Origin of the sequence: Mucilaginibacter sp. SG564, from assembly GCF_013149275.1 — a bacterium.
In the GTDB taxonomy this organism is placed as follows: domain Bacteria; phylum Bacteroidota; class Bacteroidia; order Sphingobacteriales; family Sphingobacteriaceae; genus Mucilaginibacter.
Map to the genome: position 1 here is coordinate 1,167,817 of NZ_JABGNA010000001.1, position 21,728 is coordinate 1,189,544.

Annotated in this window: 12 protein-coding genes; 4 read left to right on the top strand and 8 right to left on the bottom strand. The window is 44.1% G+C overall.

Annotation, left to right across the window (positions count from 1 at the left end):
* Positions 1-12 precede the first annotated feature (12 nt).
* The 8 genes from FHW89_RS04420 to FHW89_RS04455 form a co-directional block, all read right to left on the bottom strand.
* Positions 13-1,089 carry a cellulase family glycosylhydrolase gene (locus FHW89_RS04420; RefSeq protein ID WP_172333765.1) on the bottom strand — a complete coding sequence of 359 codons (1,077 nt, stop codon included), beginning with the start codon at positions 1,087-1,089 and terminating at the stop codon, positions 13-15.
* A 6-nt stretch (positions 1,090-1,095) separates the two neighbouring features.
* Positions 1,096-2,241, bottom strand: coding sequence for a sialidase family protein (locus FHW89_RS04425; RefSeq protein ID WP_172333766.1), 1,146 nt, complete (start codon positions 2,239-2,241; stop codon positions 1,096-1,098).
* A 5-nt stretch (positions 2,242-2,246) separates the two neighbouring features.
* Positions 2,247-3,281: a family 43 glycosylhydrolase gene (locus tag FHW89_RS04430; protein WP_172333767.1), complete on the bottom strand. Its 1,035-nt coding sequence runs from the start codon at positions 3,279-3,281 to the stop codon at positions 2,247-2,249.
* Between the two features lie 8 nt (positions 3,282-3,289).
* Positions 3,290-5,362 (bottom strand): beta-L-arabinofuranosidase domain-containing protein, encoded by a 2,073-nt coding sequence (locus tag FHW89_RS04435; RefSeq protein WP_172333768.1) that lies wholly within the window; start codon positions 5,360-5,362, stop codon positions 3,290-3,292.
* 13 nt (positions 5,363-5,375) lie between these two features.
* Entirely contained in the window at positions 5,376-7,217 is a 1,842-nt protein-coding gene (locus FHW89_RS04440) for a glycoside hydrolase family 2 protein (protein ID WP_172333769.1), read from the bottom strand.
* A 91-nt stretch (positions 7,218-7,308) separates the two neighbouring features.
* Positions 7,309-8,010 (bottom strand): DUF3823 domain-containing protein, encoded by a 702-nt coding sequence (locus FHW89_RS04445; RefSeq protein WP_172333770.1) that lies wholly within the window; start codon positions 8,008-8,010, stop codon positions 7,309-7,311.
* Between the two features lie 24 nt (positions 8,011-8,034).
* A complete protein-coding gene (locus tag FHW89_RS04450) occupies positions 8,035-9,942 on the bottom strand; it encodes a RagB/SusD family nutrient uptake outer membrane protein (RefSeq protein WP_172333771.1) in 1,908 nt (635 codons plus the stop codon).
* A 24-nt stretch (positions 9,943-9,966) separates the two neighbouring features.
* On the bottom strand, positions 9,967-13,212 hold the full coding sequence (locus FHW89_RS04455) for a TonB-dependent receptor (RefSeq protein ID WP_253952158.1): 3,246 nt from the start codon (positions 13,210-13,212) through the stop codon (positions 9,967-9,969).
* A gap of 193 nt (positions 13,213-13,405) precedes the next feature.
* On the opposite strand from FHW89_RS04455, the gene FHW89_RS04460 reads away from it, so the two are divergent.
* The 4 genes from FHW89_RS04460 (at position 13,406) to FHW89_RS04475 (ending at position 21,521) form a co-directional block, all read left to right on the top strand.
* Positions 13,406-17,398 (top strand): two-component regulator propeller domain-containing protein, encoded by a 3,993-nt coding sequence (locus tag FHW89_RS04460; protein ID WP_216650467.1) that lies wholly within the window; start codon positions 13,406-13,408, stop codon positions 17,396-17,398.
* 19 nt (positions 17,399-17,417) lie between these two features.
* The gene (locus FHW89_RS04465) at positions 17,418-18,449 is read left to right on the top strand and encodes a family 43 glycosylhydrolase (RefSeq protein ID WP_172333772.1); all 1,032 of its coding nucleotides are present in this window, start codon (positions 17,418-17,420) and stop codon (positions 18,447-18,449) included.
* Positions 18,450-18,754: 305 nt separating this feature from the next.
* Positions 18,755-19,351 carry a short chain dehydrogenase gene (locus FHW89_RS04470; RefSeq protein WP_172333773.1) on the top strand — a complete coding sequence of 199 codons (597 nt, stop codon included), beginning with the start codon at positions 18,755-18,757 and terminating at the stop codon, positions 19,349-19,351.
* Positions 19,352-19,607: 256 nt separating this feature from the next.
* Complete coding sequence (locus tag FHW89_RS04475) at positions 19,608-21,521, top strand: long-chain fatty acid--CoA ligase (RefSeq protein WP_172333774.1); 1,914 nt, start codon at positions 19,608-19,610, stop codon at positions 21,519-21,521.
* Positions 21,522-21,728 lie beyond the last annotated feature (207 nt).

The window sequence follows — 21,728 nt, forward strand, 5'->3', positions numbered from 1 at the left end:
CACATCCACAAATCACTTCCCTCTCCCCGTCAGGTTTTTAATCAGTTCGGTTTCTTCCGGCTTGTAAGGCGATCCATCCTTGCGAAAAATATCATGGAACCATAGTTTGGGTTCACTGCCATCCGGTATCGGCGTATCCCAGGCATAAATGGTATTGGTTTTGCCCGATACAAAACCCCAGTTAATAGCCCCAACATTTTCTTTCTTCAACATGGGCAATACCGTGCTGAACAAACTATTGCGCGGACGCGCCATATACTCGGTACAGATCAACGGGCGACCATACATTTTCAAAAACTGCACTGTTTTTAAATGATCAGCCTCTGGAGTATAATCATGATAGGTGATCACATCCGAATTGGCTACCTGGTACTGGTTCAGGGTTTCCAACCCCCAGCTCCATACACCCGCGCTTACCGGCTGGCTTGGATTTATAGCTCTTGCCCATTTAAAAACAGATTTTAATAAGGGTAAGGATTTATCGCCTTTGCCAGAGTTGCCGGGTTCGTTATACAGATCCCATAGTAATATGCGTTTATCGGCTGCAAAACGTTTCAACACGTCTTTTACATATTTTTCGAGCGCGGGAAAATTGGCGGCATCCTCAGAAGCCGGCTGACCAGGATCCTGCATCCAACCTGAATTATGGATACCCGGCTTTGGCTCGGGTTGTTTCCCTATTTTGGGTTCCTTATTCCAGCAATCATCAAAAAATACAAACATGGTTTGAATACCGTGCTTGCTGGAAATAGCCAGGTATTGATCCATGCGTTTTTTAAAGCCCTCGGGATCCTGCTGCCAGGCCAGGTGGTGTAAAAACACACGCATTACATTCATACCTATACCTTGCGCGTAGCCCAACTCTTTGTCGATGGTATTGGGATCAAAAGTATCGGCCTGCCACATTTCCAACTGATTGATGGCTGTGCTGGGTATAAAATCGCTACCCACCAACCATTGATGTTTCGCGTACCATGTTTTTGCCTTTTGTGCCGACCATACCTGTGCCGGAGTCTTTTGCTGTGCCGAAGCCGCCACATGGAGCAGGATGATCGATGCGATGACCAGTAATTTCAGTTTGTTTTGCATGTGTTATTATTTAATAAGTGCTTTTTTATTGATTAAATGTCCTTTGATCATCCAAATAGCTGTATAATTATTATAAGCATCGGTTGAGGTAAGGGCGATAATGCTGCCATCGTTAAGTACACATAATGAATTCCATAATCCACGTTTATTTAGTGGGACGTTAAATGGGGTAGCTGTATTCAAAAAATCCCTGCCCTCACTATTGCCTACAGCTACCTGCATGCAGGCCAACTCCCAGTTGCCGTTCCTGCCAAAAGTGCTCTGGTAGGATAAAACCGTTTGGCCGCCTGGTAATTGACGCAGATATGGCGCCCCGGCATAAACGGTATCGGGTAGCCTGGGTGTTAAGGCATAAGTACGTTCAGGATCGTTAGCGCCTACCGTTTTTTGCCAGTTTTGGCTAAAACTATTACGGATAATGGATGGCTTAAACTGGCGATCTGCATTGTCTTCAATGGAAAACAAGATTTCTTTTGTCCCTTTTAGTATAATGGGCACGGGCATACCATCCCTGTGACCCGGCGTAAAGGAAACTATCTCTGGTTTTTGAGTCCACGTTAAGCCATTATCAGATGACCGGAAAATAGATATATTTTGTTCGTTGGAATGTGTATAAACCCCCTCATTAGAGAAGTACAATTGAATTTCGCCGTTGGGCAGCTGTATTTGCACTGGTTCCCAGCAGCCATCCTCGAACTGATAGCTGGCCTGGTATATCAACCGTTCATCGCGCCAGGTTTTGCCCTCGTCGTAGCTTTTTTTGGTGCGGATGGCAAAATGTTTAGTGGTATCCCAACTATCATTTATTTTATGAGGGCGCGGATTATAAGACACCAGCAACGAATGATCTTTTAATTCCAATATCTCCGGCACAGCCATACTTACACCGCTAATTGTGGAAGCTATAATCACCGGTTTAAGCCAGGTTTTACCCAGATCATGACTTTGCGTACACTCCACGCCGCCATCGCTTTCATACACGCACAGGAGGTTACCATTATGCAGCTGTATCATACGGGCATAGTTGGCGCTCTTGTTACCAGATAGCGGTGCCACTTGTTTTAGCGTCGACTGATCCCACACGAGGCCCATCTGCCCCATCGACACCAACGGGATAAACAGCAAAATCAACCAGGCGAATGTTTGTTTCATGATCATTATTTGATATCGTCGAGCCAAAAATTAAATGGTTTATCCCTATCACAGGTAAGCGTGCCATTGGTAAATTCAAGTTCTGCGGCATGTATTGAAGTTCGTTTGGATGAATAGGAATATGTTCCGTCCTTATCGAACCCTCCATCATCCTGGTGCATTTTCCGGCCGGGATGGGTAAAATAAATAATGTAAGCATGATCATTGGATATCACTACATCGGCATGGGCGCCGGTAGGTGTATCCTCCTGGCGATGTCCCGGTGTATCCAGCACGAGCCCCTGTCGCTCCCAGGTTTTCGCATCATTGGAACGATAAACCCGCTGACCATGCCATTCGTCGGTGATCATCCAGTAATAGTTTTTGAATTGGAAAATTTTAGGTCCCTCATGTGCTTTACCTCCAATGGCCGGTTTATCGTCAGCTTTCCAGTTGACCAGATCGGTGCTTTCGGCCGTCATGGTAATGCTGCCCAGCTTCTGATCTTTATACCACATGTGCCATTTACCATCGGGTAATTTGATAAGTGTAGGGTCGATAATGTTATGATCGGGCAGATTCAATAGTCCAACATATTTCCAGTCCCACAAATTCTTGCTAGTATAATGCACCAGGTGCGAATCGCCGCCCCATTGACTGTAAACGCCCCGGATATAAACCACAAACATATGATAGGTGCCGTTTTCATAAACCACATCCGGAGCCCAAAAGGTATTTTGCCCTTGTTCAAACTCCAGATTTAACGCGCCTTTATAAACCCAGATATGACCGTGATCTTTAGAAGTAGCTACTCCGATGGCCGTACCATAACAAAAGGCCACACCCGGCGACTCCACATTGGCCCTACGTTGGGTATACAGCATCGTCCATTCCTTCTCGGTATGGTTATAAGCCAATACTGGGTCGGCAGCACCGTCATATACCGGGTCACGGTAAAGCGGTGATGGCGGCTGATGAGTTATAGCCGGGTTATTCTGGGCCTTACTATCAATCGATAACAAAGTCAGGACTGTTAATATCAGAAGGCCTTTTAACTTCATTTTGTCAACTATTCTACAACCGGGAATGATGAAATCCTTAACCTTGCGCCACCCATAGGCACCAGCGTTAATTCAGATACTGGCTTATCCGTTTTTATCGGACTTTGAGGCAACACGCCACACAATCCATACTGGTCTATCGTCCAACCCGAAATTTGACGTCCCTTTGCCTTCAGTTCAATAGGCGCGTTGGCATTGGTAAAAGGATTATTGTCCTTCGGCCAGCTACGATGGACGATCTCGATAGATTTTTCCGGGTGCTGTTCATCGATCACCAAGCCGTAGTTCCAGGCTGATGCCGGATGAATTTCATACGAGGGCCATTTCTGCGGATCGGCACTGGCTTGCCAGTGCGAATCGCCCTGGGTTGATTTCCGGCCATCTTGTTTGGTATACTGCTCGTCAATTTTGAGTGAATAAGTAAGCGGCCCATAATTTATGCTCACACTGTTCTTATTGGCCGCCCACTCGCGAACTTTGAGTTGCATAGGTAAATGCAGGGTTATTTTATCGCCGTTTTTCCAGGCTTTATTGATCTTTATATAATTCCCGGCAACAGCGTTTACAGGTACGGCAACGCCATTTACTTTTACGCTTGCGCCCTTGCTCCATTCAGGAACGCGCAGGTACAATGGAAAACTTACTGGTTTAGACGTAGTAACTGCAAAATCCACCTGATCTTGAAATGGATACCTGGTGGTTTCTGTCAAGCTTACTTGTGTACCGTTACCTACTTTAGCGTTTACCTCTCCTTGCGTATACAGCTGTGCGGCAAGACCGTTATCCGGAGTGGCCATCCAGCTGTTTTCGGCGTAATAAACCCAGCCTGCCGCATGGTTATGCTGGCAGCAGCGGCTACTAAAGGGGTTCATCATTAAAAAAGGCCCCTCGTTAGATATGCCAGGGTGGTGGTCTTTGCTATCACTCACCACCATATTCGGTGCAGTTAAGTAGCGTAGCGAACGGTAGTCGGGCATGAAAGCCGCAGAGAAAGTATTAAAAGCTACATCTTCGCAATTCTCCGCCCAGAAAGTATCGCCGGTTGAACCCAGCAACATTTGGTCTGATGTCATTTGCTCCACCATACCGCAGGTCTCTATCGCCTGGCGCGGATCGTCATAGCCTTTACGGGCGTTTTCATCGGCGCCAAACATACCGCCGGGTACCTGTCCGTAGATGGTGCGGATGAGTTTAAAGTCGTTATAGGTGGCATTCAGATCCTTAGGGTCATGGCTTTGCAGATAATAGGTAGCCGGTTCACGGAAACACTGAGCCACGTTTACATTGTGCCAGTTGGGCAGGGTGTTAGTCTGCCGCCAATTGGCAGTGTTCCTGTCGAGCTTGGTAGCCAGGTCGAGCAGGAATTTATCGCCGGTACGGTTATACAACCAGTATACGCTAAGCATATTATCACCGCCGCGGCTATTTTCCCAATAATCTTCTAAAAAATGATCATCCGGAATCGACAGCTCATATTTGAAATATTTGGTCATGAACGGGATAACCCGCGGATCCTTGCTGTATTCATAGTATGATTGCAGGCACCAGAGCATCGGCATGTTTGTCCACAGATCACGGTTGCCCTTGTTTGTCCTCGCCGGACCGAAATCGCCGTTATCCCGTTGATTGTTCAGTACCGCGTCTATCCAGAATTTGGCCTCGGCAATCATCTTTTTATCGTTCAGCATATAACCGATATCGGCATAGCCTTTTAACCAGTACGGAAGTTCCTCCCAACCATACTCACCTTTACCCTCTTTATTGAGCCAGGCATTATTGGTTTTGGATAGCCAGATACTGATCTCGCCCAGATTGCCCGTGAGGCCGTCTCGCTGCAGCTCCAGCGCTTTCTTTAGCCAGCCTCCTGCTTTGATGCTCCCAACGGGTAATTTGGTAAAATATTGCTTTTGCAGCGGTGCGCGGTTATTGATGTAAAAAGCATTGACTTGTCCATTATCAACTTTGGCTACTGCAGTCGCTTTCACACCTGTTTGGGCCGTTGCTACTATACCCGAGCATACAAGCGCAGTGGTGAAATAAAATCCTTTTTTAACAGCGTTTATTTTGTTTTTAAAGCGCATAATCAGCGGTTATTTATTTTACTAAAGATGGATCGTACAACTTGCTATTTACTTTTTGCAGCGACTCCACCGGCATTTTGATCACTTTGCGGTCATAGGTCATAAAGCCGTTTACTTCCCCCTCCACATCGGTGGTTTGAGTATATACCGCAGCTGATAAGCCTAATTTGATCAGCTCCTGTAATCTATCGGTAAACGTGGCGTATTTTTTAAACAGATCATCGCCATTTTTAAAATTCTGGTAACCCCAATTTTTATTGGCTTGCCAGGTATGACCTTCTACCGGCCAACCCAAGCCGCCAAACTCACCCAATACCACGGCCTGCGTTTTACCGAAGATCTCGGCACGAGGCATAGCCGGATGAGGATAGTTATGCAGATCGACAATATTACCGGTAGCATAAAAATTGCCACCGCTGGCGCTGTTCACCAGGCGCGATGGGTCTTTTTTCATTGTCCACTCGGTGATCTCTACTGTTTTAAACTGCCCCCAGGCTTCATTAAACGGCGTCCACACTACGATGCATGGGTAGTTGTATAAGGCATTGATAATAGCATTCCATTCTTTGCGGTAATAGCCTTCAGACTCCGGCGTGCGCTGCTGATCGGTTGCCCTGTCATAAACACCCGGGCGGTTTTCCCAATGGTTACCCAAATCACCGCTCGGCATATCCTGCCAAAGCAGCATGCCGGTTTTATCGCAATAGGCATAATAACGGGCGGGCTCTACTTTAATATGTTTACGGATCATGTTAAAACCCATGGCTTTTAGCTTATTAATATCAAAGCTCATAGCCTCGTAAGTTGGCGGGGTATATAAACCATCTGGCCACCAACCCTGATCAAGCGGACCGTATTCAAATACAAATTTGTTGTTTAACAACATACGCTGTACGCCATTGGCATCGGGGCCTAATGATATTTTGCGCATGCCGAAATAGCTTTTTACTTCATCAACCGGTTTATTGTTACGGATAACGGCTACGCGCAGATCGTATAGAAAAGGATCGGTAGTCGACCATAATTTTTCATTTTTAATATCCAATACTGCGGTTGCACCGGCATCTACTATCTTTTCATCAACCTGTGTCTGGCCATCCCAGGCACTGATCTTTAATTTGTCGCCAGGCTGACTGTTGGAAACTTGGGCCGAAACCGAAAGGGTGTGCTCATCAATATTGGGTGTTTGTTTGGTAGCGTCGATATGCGTTTTGGCTACACCTTCCAGCCAAACGGTTTGCCAGATACCAGTAACCGGGGTGTACCAGATACCTTCGGGTTTTTTAACTTGTTTGCCACGCGGCTGCGGACCATCATCCGTAGGATCCCAAACACTTACTTTAATTTCTTGCGTTGAACCGCCTTTTAAATAAGGGGTTATATTGAAGGTAAAAGGATCGAAACCTCCTTCGTGCACACCGGCGCTTTTACCGTTTACAAATACTTCGGTACGCCAATCGACAGCGCCAAAATGCAGTAAAACATCTTTCCCTCTGAGGGTTTTATCGAGGGTAATGTTTGTTTTATACCATAACATGCTATCCTTGCCTACCGTTTTGCCTACACCTGATAATGCCGATTCCACAGCAAAAGGAACCAGTATTTTGCCTTCATATTTAGCCGGCCCTGTAGTTGCTTTGGGTACTATGGCATAGTCCCACAGGCCATTCAGATTTTGCCAGTTGGGGCGTACCAATTGAGGTCGCGGATACTCCGGTAATGGTGCTTTTGGGTCAACCTTTTCGGCCCAGGGCGTGGTGATCCTGTCTTTGATGAGGTGCCAGTCGTTTTGTTGTGCTCCGGCCGAGAGGGAGGTTAAAATTAAAAAAGATGCGCAAAAATTCAGTTTTTTCATCAGGGATAAGCAGATGTATGGTATATAGAACTAAGATTTATTTTATAAATATAAGGGGGCCACCACAATGTTTGGCCCCTTTAAATTGTAATTAATAAGATACTTTAACTACCGGCGAAAATATCATATCCTCTACCCCAGCTATCCTGATGCCTACGCGGGCATAAACATAATTCTGTGTTACCGGAAATGAAGGTATATTTACGCTTAATGACAAGTTTGACAGATCGGTGATAGCACCACCATCCAAATCAACTTTTGCAGCATTATCACTTGGTGATACAAACTGTGTTTTATTTACAAATAAACTCACCGTTTGTATGTTTTTAGCCGTGGCATCGGTAATTATTTTTTCGATACTGAAGTTGGCGTTTATTTTACCATTAGCCGCTACTATTTGTGCATTCCTGACCATGTAGTAAGGCGTTACTTCGATATTTACAGTCTGATCACCAGTGAGCGCAATATTGATCGTATCCCTTCCACCTGACGGGAGCTCTTTCCATTGAAAAGGCCCCTGCCCCGGCTGAATGGTAAATTTATAATTACCACTAAAGGTCAATACGGAGTAGGCACCATCCTGGTCAAATGTACCGGTAATGGGTGTATTGCCTTTATACCCTGTTTGATAAAGCTGAAAAGGAACCTGGTTGTACTCAACCCCAATGGGCGAGCCTTTGTACATTAACTGCCCGGTAAGCTTAATTGAAGGAGGTTTAACATTATCCAGCTTACAGCCTGCCGCCGAAAGCATGAGGATAAACATAGCTATGTGATGAAATTTAATTTTCATGATCTTTGAATTATAATAATATGCTTATTGATTTGGCTGTCTCTTGATCTTTGGATTAGCAGAAATGATAGCATCACTGATCTGCGAATAATAATTACCCAATTTGAAAGTAAGTACACCCGTTACCGGCGATGGCAATACTTCCCTGAATACCCATTTACCATCGTTCGGGCTACCTGGGCTGTAATATTTGTACGGATACAGGCCCCATGGCTGCGTATTTCTCTTGGTTGCAGAGCCAATATTACTGGTCAGATCTGCCAAACTTTGTGGATTTCCGTCCCAAACTTTGGTGGCTATTCTCCAGCGTTTCATATCAAAAAGCACATGGCCCTCAAATGAAAGTTCGGCACGGCGCTCATGCACTACCCTATCAAAATAATTAGACGCGTTTAAAACGATAGGCGTTGTTAAACCCGCCCTTGAGCGTACCTGGTTCATATAGGTTGATGCTGTGGCGAAATCACCCAGTTCGGCAGCAGCTTCAGCGGCATTTAATAACACCTCGGCATAGCGGTACCGGATAAAGTTAACATCACTTTGACGACCTCTACGGCCCGAACCTGTTGCCGGATCAAGATATTTGCGGACATAAAATCCGGTTTGGGTACGAAGTGGTTCACCGGTAGGTGTAGGACCATCTTTACCAACTACCTGTATTGGTGTTGTTGTACCAGGCAATGCGGCATAGTGTGTAGCATCATCGCTGCTGATGATATTGCCATTAGACAGCAAATATCCACCCCAAATATCGATATAAGCAGTTTTCCAGAAATAATGTGGCAGCATTACGGTACCTGCCAATCGGGCATCCCTGCCTGCAAACGGATCCTGCTGATCTGCATAATAGATCGGGTTTCCGGAACCGTCTTTAGTGGCTATCGGAGCAAAGGTGTTATCCAGCTTTTCAAATGATTGTACCAAGTTCAAGGAAGGATCTAAACGACCAGCGTCTGAAGCCTCGTCTGATACAGAATAAGGCTGATCATTGGTGGTAAATGAATGTACCTTACCGGCCAATGCTTTAAAATCCTCAACCCATATTGATTCCTGGTTTACGCTACTTTTATCCAGAAATATAGCTGCAAAATTATCTGAAAGATTGGGCAATACCTGGTAAAGTTTGTATGATCCGGCCGAACCGTTGATGATCTCTTTAGCTGCTGCCAGAGCTTTGGTATAATAGCCTGTAGCCATGCCTGATGGAATACCTACCTCACCGCCTGAAAGCGAAACCTGCGGTGTTGAAGCGCCATATTTTGCTATAGAACCTGCATATAATGCAGCTCTTGCTTCCATAGCCAGTGCAGCAGCCTTGGTTGCTCTTGATTTTTCGGTCGGATCAGATGGCAACAAACCTTTGATGGCTTCGGCTTCGCTGATCACAAAATCATAAATATCTGACTCCTTTGCTCTTGGAAATTGTAAAGAACTTACATTACCACTGTTATCATAAGAAAGCGATTGTGTAATCAAAGGCACACCACCCATTCGCTTAACCATTTCAAAATAATAACTGGCACGTAAAAAACGGCCTTCGGCCAAAAATCTGCTTTTATCAGCAGCTAGTAGTTTGGTTGAAGCGGTTACGTTTTCAATAAACAAGTTCAAATCGCGAACATATCCGTAGTCCCAGGTACCCCATGTGCCGTAACCCCAGCTCCTGTTTTGAACAATGTTGTAAAAACCATTATCTGAGGGGAATGATTCTCCAAAATCGGCAAAAGTTGTCCAGCCGGCATCCAGGCTCGAAAAATCAAGCACTCTGTTATACAGATCGCCCAATACAGATAATACCAGCGCCGGATCAGAAAAAACCACATCAGTGGTGACCACCGATTTTGGCGGCACATTTAAAAAATCGCTATCTTTTTTGCATGACTCAGCACCTATCAGTACAGAGATCATAGCTATCGTGAATATCTTTTTCATTGAATATTTTACTTAATGTTTGTATTAAAAGGTTAGGTTAACACCAAAATTGTAAACCCTGCTTTGGGGTGTTTGCAAACCATTATCGTCATTAACTTCCGGGTCAACTCCGTATTGGCGCAGGTTGTCTATAGAAAACAGGTTGTACACATTGGCATAAAATCTCGCCCTTTTAATTTTCACCTTCGCTAACAGGTCTTTGGGTAAAGAGTAACCTATTTCAATTGTCCGTGCTCTTAAGTATTTTACATTATGCAGCCAAAAAGTTGAATTAACCGCATTTTGACCATCGCCATAATCATAATGAGTAAAGCCTACGTTGTTCCGGTTTACCGGATATTTACCAGGCACCCAGGCACTGTTCACGTCGTTAGGGTTGCTCAGGTGCCAGCTATCCTGGAAAATGGTGTTTAAGTTACCATTATTCTGGAAGGCCCATCTTGATTCCCAGTTCTGGTTCCAGGAATAGCCAGAACCACCAGAAAAGTCGGCGTGAAAGTCAAATCCTTTATAACCAAGTCCCAGTGAGAAACCAAAGTTCGTATTAGGCTGCGATCCTAAGCCATAACCAATTGGGCGGGCATCGTTACCGTCAATTTTACCATCACCATTCTGATCTTTATAGATTAAATCGCCCGGCAATACGGTGCTGTTACCTTTTCCGTCCTCATTCACTTTGTAACCATTGATCTGTTCGGCCGATGTAAATTGTCCTATAACCTGGTATCCCCAAAAAATATTGGCCGTACGATTATTTTGTGAACGGAAATACTCATCAAGCGAGTTGCCAAAAGGAGTATCAGCATAAATACCTGTTTTTTTACGGCTGTAAGAAAAGTTTCCGCTGATGTTGTAGCTTACTTCACCAATTTTATTGTTGTAAGCCAGGGAGATCTCAGCTCCGCGCTGTGAGTCGCTGTTTTCATTGATGCCTGGCAAACCAAAGCCCACCTCCACCGGCAGAACCACACTATAATCGGTTCCAACAATGCCGGTACGTGATCTTTTAAAATACTCTACCGCACCGGTTAACCTATTGTTCAAGAGACTAAAATCGGCACCTACGTTAAATATTTTACTTTTCATCCAGGATACGTTAGTGATCGGCACGCCTTTATTAATTGAGGTGGAAACCGGATTACCATCCAATATGGCCACATTACCAGCAGCCCCATTTGCATAGTTATAACCTGGTAAATAAGCATATGGAGTTACAATAGGCGTATTTCCACTTGCGTCATACGGGCTTCTGTCGTCACCCAATACACCATATGATGCACGGAACTTCAAATCATTCAGCACGCTATTATCACCCAGCAGCTTTTTCATAAAACCCTCGTTGGTGATTCTCCATCCAACGGATACGCCCGGGAAATAACCTACACGATGAGCAGGGTCAAACAGGTATGATGCATCTCTTCTGCCCAATGCTTCTAAATAATAGCGATTGTCATAGTTATAATTAAAACGGGCCACATAACCTATACGAGCCTCAGAATCATCACTATCCTGGTACTGATCCATGGTTGGGAAATAGATCAATGGCAGGTTATTGGAGATAGGGTTAGCGTGCAGCCAGTTCCTCAGGTGCTCTTTGTGGATACGCTCGTTAACCAATGTTGCACCAATGGTGCTTTTACCAAAAGTGTTATTATAGCTTAACTGCAGCTGAGTGGTAGTATTGAGCTCTTTACGTTGCTCACGCTCACGCCATGGATTGGTAACGGCGTGGGTTATATCATAGTTACCGGTTTGTTGATTATAGGTATAGGCATTGTAAGTGTACTCATGGTTGTTGAGTAACTCATCAGCATAGTAATAAGAATAGTCATACTTTGCGGTAAGGCCCTTGATGCCCGGAATGATATACTCGGCCTCAAAGTTGGTCTGTAATACGCGCCAGTCCTGGTGCCAGATACCGGAAAGCTTATCATTTAAAAACGCGTAATTGGCCTCGGTATGCGGACCATTATCTCTTAAATAAGCAGGATTATCATTGGCATAAGGACGATCCAAAGGCGTATTTTCCAATATACCCAGTTTGGCCAGTACATAGTCATCGCCACCCGGAACACCTGGATTTTCACGTGTTTCTATCCTGCCGTTAATATTCATACTTACCGAAAGGCCGGCAGCTACCCTTGCCTTTACGTTTGACTGGATATTGGTACGCCTGAAAAGATATTCGGCACCGGCGGGCGAATTTTGGGTAAGGTGGGTACCAGCCACATAATACGTTACTCTATCACCAGCACCGGTAAAATCGGCATGGAAAGAGTTTAGTGGTGCACCCGAATTTGCTAATACAAACGGTTTCCAGTTAAAACTCTGATATCCTGGCTCAGTACCTGCTTTGTATTTTGCCAACTCGGCATCGGTGATGGAGGTGCTGCCATTGGTAATTACCTGTGCCGCGGCCAGGGCTTTCATATAGTCATAAGAGTTGGTGAGTACGTTGGGGAATCTGTCCCAGGATTGAAAACCCAGGTAGGAGTCGACATTGATACGGCCTTCGCCAGAACCCCTTTTGGTAGTTACAACCACAACACCATTACCGGCGCGCACACCATAAATAGCAGCTGATGCATCCTTTAACACCGAAATACTTTCCACATCATTTGGCGCCAGGTTATTAAACTGACCTTCATCCTGTTGAATTCCGTCAATTACATACAAGGGGGCACCCAAATTACGGATCTGAACACTGGCGCTGGCCCCGGGGCGTCCTTCGGCCTGCTTAAAGGTTACGCCGGGTATTTTACCGGCTAAACCAGTACTAACGGTTGAACCGCCGTGTACCCTTTCAATGTCTTTACTGGTAACGCTGGCTATTGAGCCTGTTATAGATGCTCTTTTCTGCGTGCCGTAACCGGTTACTACCACTTCTTGTAAGGCTGCGTTATTTGCTTTAAGTTTTACATTAATAACAGAACGACCGTTTATCGGCACCTCTGTTGATACAAAGCCTATGTAGCTCAGCACTAAAGTACCGTTAGCATCAGGAACATTAAGGGTAAACTTTCCTTTGATATCGGTAGTTGTCCCCACTTGCGTTCCCTGAACGCGGATAGCAACACCCGTAAGCACTTCGCCCGTGGTATCTGTTACTGTACCTATCACCTTGAACTTATTCTGCGCCGATGCAGAAGATGGGACAAGCAGGTAAAACATAAAGAAAAAAGCAACTAATGCCAATTGTAGGCCCCATTTACTGGGTGGCCATTGCAAGCGGAAGTACTCTACTTGTTTGAGTAGTAAAAATTTTCTCATAAATGATTTATTTAATTGGTTAAGTGTTTTGATTTAAAATGTAGGTTTGACATATTTAAATCATACTGTAAAGAAAAAGCATTTTAGCCCGCATCTATTAACCAAATCATATCAATTATTAGTCAAAACGTATCATTTTCTACCACAATGAAAACGCTTGCCGAGAATGGTTATATTTGCTTACTGAACGATTTTGAAACCTGTATTTTTAGCTTCTTTATTATTACTCCTTTCGTTTAATATCTGCTGTGCACAATCATATTATTTCAGGCATTACCAGGTAGAACAGGGGTTATCAAACAACACCGTTTACTGCATTACGCAGGACAAACGCGGCTTTCTGTGGTTTGGAACCAAGGACGGGCTCAACCGCTTTGACGGCTATACTTTCAAAACATTCAGGCATGATGTTAAGGATAAAAAAAGCATTTCGGGCAATATGGTGCATACCCTTTGCCTGGATAAGGATGGCAGTTTCTGGGTAGGTACAGATCATGGCCTCGATAAATACAATCCTCAAACAGAAAGTTTTATACATCTCACATCAAACAACAACGCTATCAGATACATAGCAAAAGACAGGTTTTATAACTGTTGGTTTGTTTCCCGGTCGGCGTTGATGAAGTATGATAAAAACACAGGTAAAATAATTGATTACAAGCTATTTCAACATTTTGACGCTACTTCTGTGGCTGTTAATGAATCTGGTGATGTTTGGGTGTCATCCACAGCAGGCAGCCTGGAAAAATTGGATACTGTCACAGGCTCTTTCAGTAGTTATAGTGTATTCAAAAACTCGCCGCCCGTTGCTTCAAAATTTATCGAGAAAATATATGGGTCGGGCAACAAAATATTTATCGGCACTACCAATCAGGGCATTAAACAATTTGATTGTACAAATGGCACGTACCGCGACCTGTTAACCTACAACGCTAATAAAACCGAAATATATGTACGTGATTTTATAAAGTATAATGATCATGAATTCTGGATAGCCACAGAATCGGGGATATTTATTTATGACGACCTAAAAAATACCTTTACCAACCTGAAAAAACAATTTAATGATCCCTACTCCATTTCTGATAATGCTGTTTATACGGTTTACAAAGACTCAGAAGGTGGTCTTTGGGCAGGAACATATTTTGGCGGGGTAAATTATTATCCTAAACAATACTCCACATTCAACAAGTTCTATCCCGGATCTGACGAAACAGGCCTGCAGGGCAATGTAGTACGCGAAATAACAAAAGATCAATATGGCAACCTGTGGATGGGTACGGAAGACAATGGGTTAAACAAGTTAAGCCCTGATAAACATACCTGGACACATTATTATCCCGGCGGTAAAAACACTATATCAAACACCAATATACATGGCTTAATAGCTAATGATAACGAGCTTTTTATTGGTACGCTGGAACGAGGATTAAATATTATGGATATCCCCAGCGGTAAGGTGATCAGGTATTACCTGGCAGGCAATGCAGCAAACATGCTCAAAAGTAATTTCGTTATTACCTTCTGTAAAACACGCTCAGGACTTATCCTGGTGGGTACAACCCAGGGGCTCTACAGGTATAATACCCTTACCAAAGACTTTACACAGATCAGCGGGGTACCAACTCATGATTTTATTTACAGTATTACCGAGGATCATAATGGAAAAATATGGGTGGGCACAGTACATGATGGTGTTTATTTTTATGATCCGGACAAAAATTCAGGTTACAAACTAAAAGATGCACAAGGCGTAACCAATGCGCTGAACAACAGCACCGTCAACGGTATTTTTGAAGACAGCGATCATCAACTCTGGTTCGCAACGGAAGGCTTGGGCTTATGGAACTATAACCTTACACAAAAAACCTTTAAATTTTACGATCTCAGCAACGGCTTCCCCAGCAATTACGCGTTCCGGATATTGGAAGATGATCATAAAAACCTATGGATAAGCACCACTCGGGGGTTAGTATGTTTAAATATCCCTACTAAAGGCATCAAGATATATACCAAGGCCAGCGGTTTATTAAGCGATCAGTTTAACTACAACTCGGCTTTTAAAGATACCGATGGCACCATGTATTTTGGCTGTGTAAAAGGTATGGTTAGCTTTAATCCATCGCAGTTTAAAAAGAACGATTTTGTAGCGCCTGTATATATCACCGGGATACAGATACACAACCAGGAAATCTCTGTTAACGGCAGCGATTCTTTACTTCACCGGTCAATCATCTGCACCAAACAACTCAATCTTAACCATAACCAATCATCATTCAGTATTGATTTCGCGGCTTTGAGCTACCCTTCGCCAGAGATGACCCAATATAAGTATATGATGAAGGGACTTGATAAAGGCTGGACCCTCCTGAAAACCAACCGCAAAGTATACTTCACGCAATTACAGCCCGGGCGTTACACCTTTATTATTAAAGCGGCCAATAACAGCGGGCAATGGCTGGCCAAAGAAACCAGACTCGATATCACCATAACTCCACCATTTTGGGAAAGTATCTGGGCTTATATGATTTATATGTTATTGATACTGTTGGCCATGTATTACATATTGAGACAGTATCACATTAAAACCCGCGACAAGAATAAACGGCTTATCGAAATATTGGAGAACGATAAGGAAAAACAGATATACAATGCCAAAATTGAATTTTTCACGAATGTTGCTCATGAAATACGTACTCCGCTTACCCTCATTAAAGGGCCAATGGAAAAGGTAATTAAAAAAGCTGGCAGCGTTCCGGAGATACAGAACAACCTGCAGATCATGGAAAAAAACACCGATCGTTTGCTGGAATTGACCAATCAACTGTTGGATTTCCGGAAAACCGAGACCAACGGCTTCAGTCTTAGTTTTGTTAAAGCTGATATCACCGAGTTGCTTGCCGATACTTTTTTGCGGTTTAAACCAATGGCCGAACAAAAGAGTATTCAGTATGAATTTAAACATCCGGTAAAAAATCTATATGCTTATGTTGACATCGAGGCCTTTACCAAAATAATAAGCAACCTCATTAATAACGCTATCAAGTACGGTCGTTCAGTGGTCGAAATAGAGTTATTTGACCTGCAACCCGATGAAAGCACTTTTTCGCTCGAGATCAGTAATAACGGCCACATAGTTCCATATGAGATGCGCGAGAAAATATTTGAGCCATTCTTCCGTCTTAAGGAGTCTGAAAAGCAGATCGGTACCGGTATCGGCCTCTCTCTTTCGCGCTCACTTGCCGAGCTGCATAAAGGCGTATTGGTGCTCAGCAAACCAGTAGATGATCTGAACACATTTTTGCTCACCCTGCCCGTACACCAGGACGAGGAGTTTGACCTGTACAATATACCCGATGATTATGAACTAACTGATAAAACCAGAGAGGAGGATCTTGATTTTATGAAACCAATTATACTTTTAGTCGATGATAACCCCGAAATACTTGATTTTATTTCGGACGACCTGAGCGAGAAATATTCGGTAATCAAAGCACTGAACGGTCAGGAAGCGCTGGATATGATCGAAATTGAGAGCATTCAGCTTATCATTAGTGATGTGATGATGCCAGTGATGGATGGCTTTGAGCTATGCAAGAGAATAAAAACCAACTTTGACCATAGCCATATCCCCATCATCCTGCTCACAGCCAAAAACACCCTGCAAAGCAAGATAGAAGGACTCGAAGTAGGTGCCGATGCCTATATCGAAAAGCCTTTTTCGCCCGAACATTTGCAGGTGCAGGTGGCTAATTTGCTCATTAATCGCAATAAGATACGGGAACATTTTGCAAGCTCACCGCTGGCTGGTATCAATACTATGGCTTACTCCAAACCAGACGAAAGCTTCCTGGACAGGCTTAACGCAGCCATCATCAAAAACATCCAAAACCCCGAACTTGATGTAGAGCAAATTGCAGGTTTAATGAACATGAGCAAACCCACCCTATATCGTAAAGTAAAAGCCATATCAAACTTAACCATCAATGAGCTCATCAACATTACCCGGTTAAAAGCCGCGGCCAAACTACTGGAAGACGGCGATTACAAGATATACGAAGTAGCTGCCATGGTGGGTTACAGTTCGCAATCGCACCTGGGGCGTAACTTCCTGAAACAATTTGGCACCACCCCTACCGAATATCAGCAAAACAAAAAAAACCTTAAAACCAGGTCGGTTAATTAAACATTGCATCTTATTATATATGAAAAAGTTATCCTTTACTTTTTGTCTTTTCATACTTAGTATATCGGCCTGTATGGCTCAAAATACTTTTACTAATCCGCTGCTACCATCCGGTGCCGATCCGTGGGTTATTTACCACAATGGTTATTATTACTATACCAATTCAACCGGGGACAACCTGGTGATCTGGAAAACTAAACGTATGCCGGATTTGAACAAAGCCGAGAAAAAAGTGATCTGGACACCGCCCACAGGCACAACACATTCTAAAGAACTATGGGCTCCCGAGCTCCATTTTTTACAGGGCAAATGGTACATGTATTTTGCTGCTGACGATGGCGACAACAACCATCACCGCCTGTATGTATTGGAAAATGCCTCTTCCGACCCGCTACAGGGCGAATGGACATTTAAAGGCCAAATTGGCGACAGTACCAACAAATGGGCCATCGATGGTTCTGTGTTTGAGAACAAGGGGCAGCTTTACCTGATCTGGGCCGGATGGGAAGGCGATACCAACGGTCAGCAGAACATTTATATAGCCAAAATGAAAGATCCTTGTACCGTAAGCAGTCAAAGGGTCAAAATATCAAGTCCCCAGTATCCCTGGGAAAAATATGGTGACCTGCACGATGATAAAAATCCAGCCCATGTAAACGTAAACGAGGGTCCCGAAATACTCAAACATGGCAACAAACTGTTCCTGATATACTCAGCAAGCGGTTGTTGGACAGACTACTACGCCCTGGGCATGCTCAGTACGAGTGCCAACAGTAATTTGCTTGATGCCGACTCCTGGAAAAAATCGCCGGAGCCGGTTTTTAAACAATCGCCAGAGAATGGGGTTTACGCACCGGGACACAATTCTTTTTTCAAATCGCCAAATGGTAAAGAGGACTGGATCTTATACCATGCCAACTCCAAACCCGGTCAGGGCTGCGGGCACGACCGCTCGCCGCGGGCGCAAAAATTTACCTGGAATAAAGATGGTTTGCCAAATCTTGGTGTGCCCCTAAAAACGGGAGAACCTCTACCTGTGCCTGCCGAGTAAAAACTTTTTATAAGGTTAAGTCACATCTCTCTCACCCGGCCCACGCTTAGCCAGAGGCCACCCCTTTTTCTCCTACAATACACCTCCATCCGCGCGTCATTGCTGAGGAGTAACGACGTGGCAATCCCCTACTTACAGAGCGCACCTGCTAATTGGGGATTACCACGCTACGCAATGACGTTATTTTTTATCAGTTTATTTTTTTGACACACCTATCATTTTTCTTTCAAACTTTATCCTTAAACTGCAGTATTTTATATTTAAACCCAAACCGCTAATTCTTAAAAACAAACACATCATCCTGTATGAAAATAATTATTGTAGGTGCCAGCGGCACTATAGGCAAAAAAGTAACAGAAGCCCTTCGCGGCGAAAATGAGATCATTACCGCGGGCTCCAAAAGCGGCGATATACAGGTGGATATCACCAGCAGCGAATCTATCGAAGCCTTTTACAAACAAACAGGCAGTTTCGACGCCTTGGTGAGTGTTACCGGCAGCGCGCATTTCGGTCCGCTTAAAACCATGACTGCCAAAGATTTTGACATCGGTTTGCAAAACAAATTACTGGGACAGGTAAACCTGGTGCTTATCGGTCAGCATCATATCAATCCCAAAGGATCGTTCACGTTAACCTCAGGTATACTGGCCGATGATCCTATTGTGCTTGGCGCCAACCTAAGCGCAGTGAACGGGGCCATCAATTCTTTTGTCAAATCTGCCGCCATTGAATTGGAAAATAACGTACGCATCAACGCCATCAGTGCTGGTGTGGTGGAAGACGCTCCAGGCTATTTCCCTTATTTCCCGGGCCATATCCCCGTAACTATGGATAAAGTATCCAACGCGTATTACAAAAGCGTATTTGGCGCTTTAACCGGGCAGGTGATACAGGTTTGGTAAAATAACATATGTCATTGCGAGAAGGAACGATGTGGCAATCGCGTAGCTATTCCTATCCATGAGAACGCGAGGAGATTATTAATGTTTCTAATTGTTTTTTTGAGGCATTAATGAGCTCCCATTGGTCGGTTGTCCACGCTGCGCAATGACGTATTAAGTATTTCCCCTCTCCCCAAAAGTGGGGATATGCAGCATTTCATTTGAGTTTTAGGTTTAAAAAACATAAGTTTGATGTCTGTAAATCCTTTTTAATTTAATGAGCCAGTTAATTACATCGTCAACTGTTCCCGGCTTTATACGCAACGTTGTAGCCAATGTACATCCGGATAGTCATACTTTTTTAATGCATAAGGTAAAAGATACCTGGGTTGAAATCACCTACAGACAGGCATTAGAAAAGATTGACGCTATATCCGCCTGGTTCCTGCATATGGGTGTAAAAAAAGGCGACCGGCTGTCGCTCATTATTGAGAACGGGCCGGATTATGTTTATTATGATCAGGCTCTGCAACAAATAGGTGCCGTAAATACCTCCATCTACCCTACACTTAGCGAAAGCGAGATTGAGTATATCCTGAATGATTCGGGTGCAAAAACCATTTTGGTGGGCAACCCTTTCCTGTTGCGCAAAGTTTTAAGAGTGGCTAATAACTGCGAGTCGCTGATCCGCATTATACCGGCTTTTGAGGATTTTGAAAAACACAGCGATAAAGTAAGCCTGAATGCCGGCGTTGTTGGCTTTGACCAGGTGATACAGGAAGGCCTGGCGTTGGTTGAGCAATACAAACACGCTATAGCAGCAGCACGCGAAGCCATTTTAACTACCGATATTTCCTGTTTGATCTATACTTCGGGAACTACGGGTATCCCTAAGGGGGTTATGCTGACGCATCATAACCTTACCCAAAACGTGATCAACAGTTTGATCCAGATCCCGTATATCGAAAAAACAGACCTGTTCCTGTCGTTCCTGCCACTATCACACGTGTTTGAGCGGACGGCTACTTATCATATTTGTCTGTCGAAAGGTTGCACCATAGCCTTTGCGCAAAGCCTGGAACTATTGGCCAAAAATATGGCCGAGGTTAAACCAACCGTACTATGTTGCGTGCCCCGACTGTTGGAACGCATACATGATAAGGCCATCAAAAACGGTACATCTGCCGGAGGCGTAAAATCAAAGATATTCCTTTGGGCACTGGAGATAGGTAAAAAATACCGCCTGGTTCAGGAAGCCGGTAAAAAGCCAGGTATCGTTTTAAAAAATCAGCATAAAATTGCAGAAAAGCTGGTATTCAGCAAGATCAAGGAAAAAACCGGCGGTCGGTTGAAATTTATGGTATCAGGCGGCGGCGCATTGCCGCGCAATATTGGCGAGTTTTTTGGCGACCTGGGTATTGTGATACTGGAAGGTTTTGGCTTAACAGAAACATCGCCGGTTATGGCCGTTACCGAATATCACCGCGTAATATATGGCACCGTAGGCCGTATTATTCCGGGTATTGAGGTGGCTATTCAAAATGTAGAAACGCAGCATATTTATACCATACAAACGCACGAAAACTTTAAGGAAGACCTGCAATCGGAAGAAGGCGAGATCATTGTGCGCGGGCATTGTGTAATGAAAGGTTACTGGAACAAACCCGAGGAAACCGCCACCGTGATTGATAAGGATGGCTGGTTCCATACCGGCGATATCGGCAGGTTTTATCGTGGCAACCTGCAGATAACCGATCGTTTGAAGAACATGCTTGTGAATGCCTATGGCAAAAATATTTACCCTACCCCGGTTGAGAACACCTATCTGAAAAGCCCTAAAATTGAACAGATATTTTTAGTGGGCGATAAACGCGAATATATCACTGCCATCATTGTACCATCGCGCGAAACCATGCAGGAAACTTTTGGCCTCAAGGACGCGTTTTTTGAACAGCGGGATGTGTTTATTGAAGATAAGGAACTGGTTGATTGGATTGGCCAGGATCTGCGCAAGCTAAGCAACGAACTCGCCAAGTTTGAACGCATCAAGGCATTTAAAGTAAAACGTAACCCCTTCAGCATGGACGATGGCGAGATAACCCCAACCATGAAAGCCAAGCGCAAAGTGATCGAAAAGAAATACGCCGCAGATATTGACGAAATGTATTTGCAGGAAACAGAAGCTGACTAAACCGCTGATTTTTTTGATTACGCTGATGGCGTTGATTAAATAATCATTTAATGATATTATTTGTAGAGACACATAACATGTGTCTCTTTTTGTTTACCCACTACGTCATTGCTGTAAGGGTTAGGTAATTCGGTAACAGAATTAGCTATTATTTTTTGTTGTTTAGGGCGACCATATCGATAGGTTTCTTTCCGCCGATACCTTGGT

Excerpts from the sequence above, each read along its gene's own strand:
- FHW89_RS04420 (WP_172333765.1), bottom strand. The coding sequence starts at position 1,089 with ATGCAAAACAAACTGAAATTACTGGTCATCGCATCGATCATCCTGCTC.
- FHW89_RS04425 (WP_172333766.1), bottom strand. The coding sequence starts at position 2,241 with ATGAAACAAACATTCGCCTGGTTGATTTTGCTGTTTATCCCGTTGGTG.
- FHW89_RS04430 (WP_172333767.1), bottom strand. The coding sequence starts at position 3,281 with ATGAAGTTAAAAGGCCTTCTGATATTAACAGTCCTGACTTTGTTATCG.
- FHW89_RS04435 (WP_172333768.1), bottom strand. The coding sequence starts at position 5,362 with ATGCGCTTTAAAAACAAAATAAACGCTGTTAAAAAAGGATTTTATTTC.
- FHW89_RS04440 (WP_172333769.1), bottom strand. The coding sequence starts at position 7,217 with ATGAAAAAACTGAATTTTTGCGCATCTTTTTTAATTTTAACCTCCCTC.
- FHW89_RS04445 (WP_172333770.1), bottom strand. The coding sequence starts at position 8,010 with ATGAAAATTAAATTTCATCACATAGCTATGTTTATCCTCATGCTTTCG.
- FHW89_RS04450 (WP_172333771.1), bottom strand. The coding sequence starts at position 9,942 with ATGAAAAAGATATTCACGATAGCTATGATCTCTGTACTGATAGGTGCT.
- FHW89_RS04455 (WP_253952158.1), bottom strand. The coding sequence starts at position 13,212 with ATGAGAAAATTTTTACTACTCAAACAAGTAGAGTACTTCCGCTTGCAA.
- FHW89_RS04465 (WP_172333772.1), top strand. The coding sequence starts at position 17,418 with ATGAAAAAGTTATCCTTTACTTTTTGTCTTTTCATACTTAGTATATCG.
- FHW89_RS04470 (WP_172333773.1), top strand. The coding sequence starts at position 18,755 with ATGAAAATAATTATTGTAGGTGCCAGCGGCACTATAGGCAAAAAAGTA.
- FHW89_RS04475 (WP_172333774.1), top strand. The coding sequence starts at position 19,608 with ATGAGCCAGTTAATTACATCGTCAACTGTTCCCGGCTTTATACGCAAC.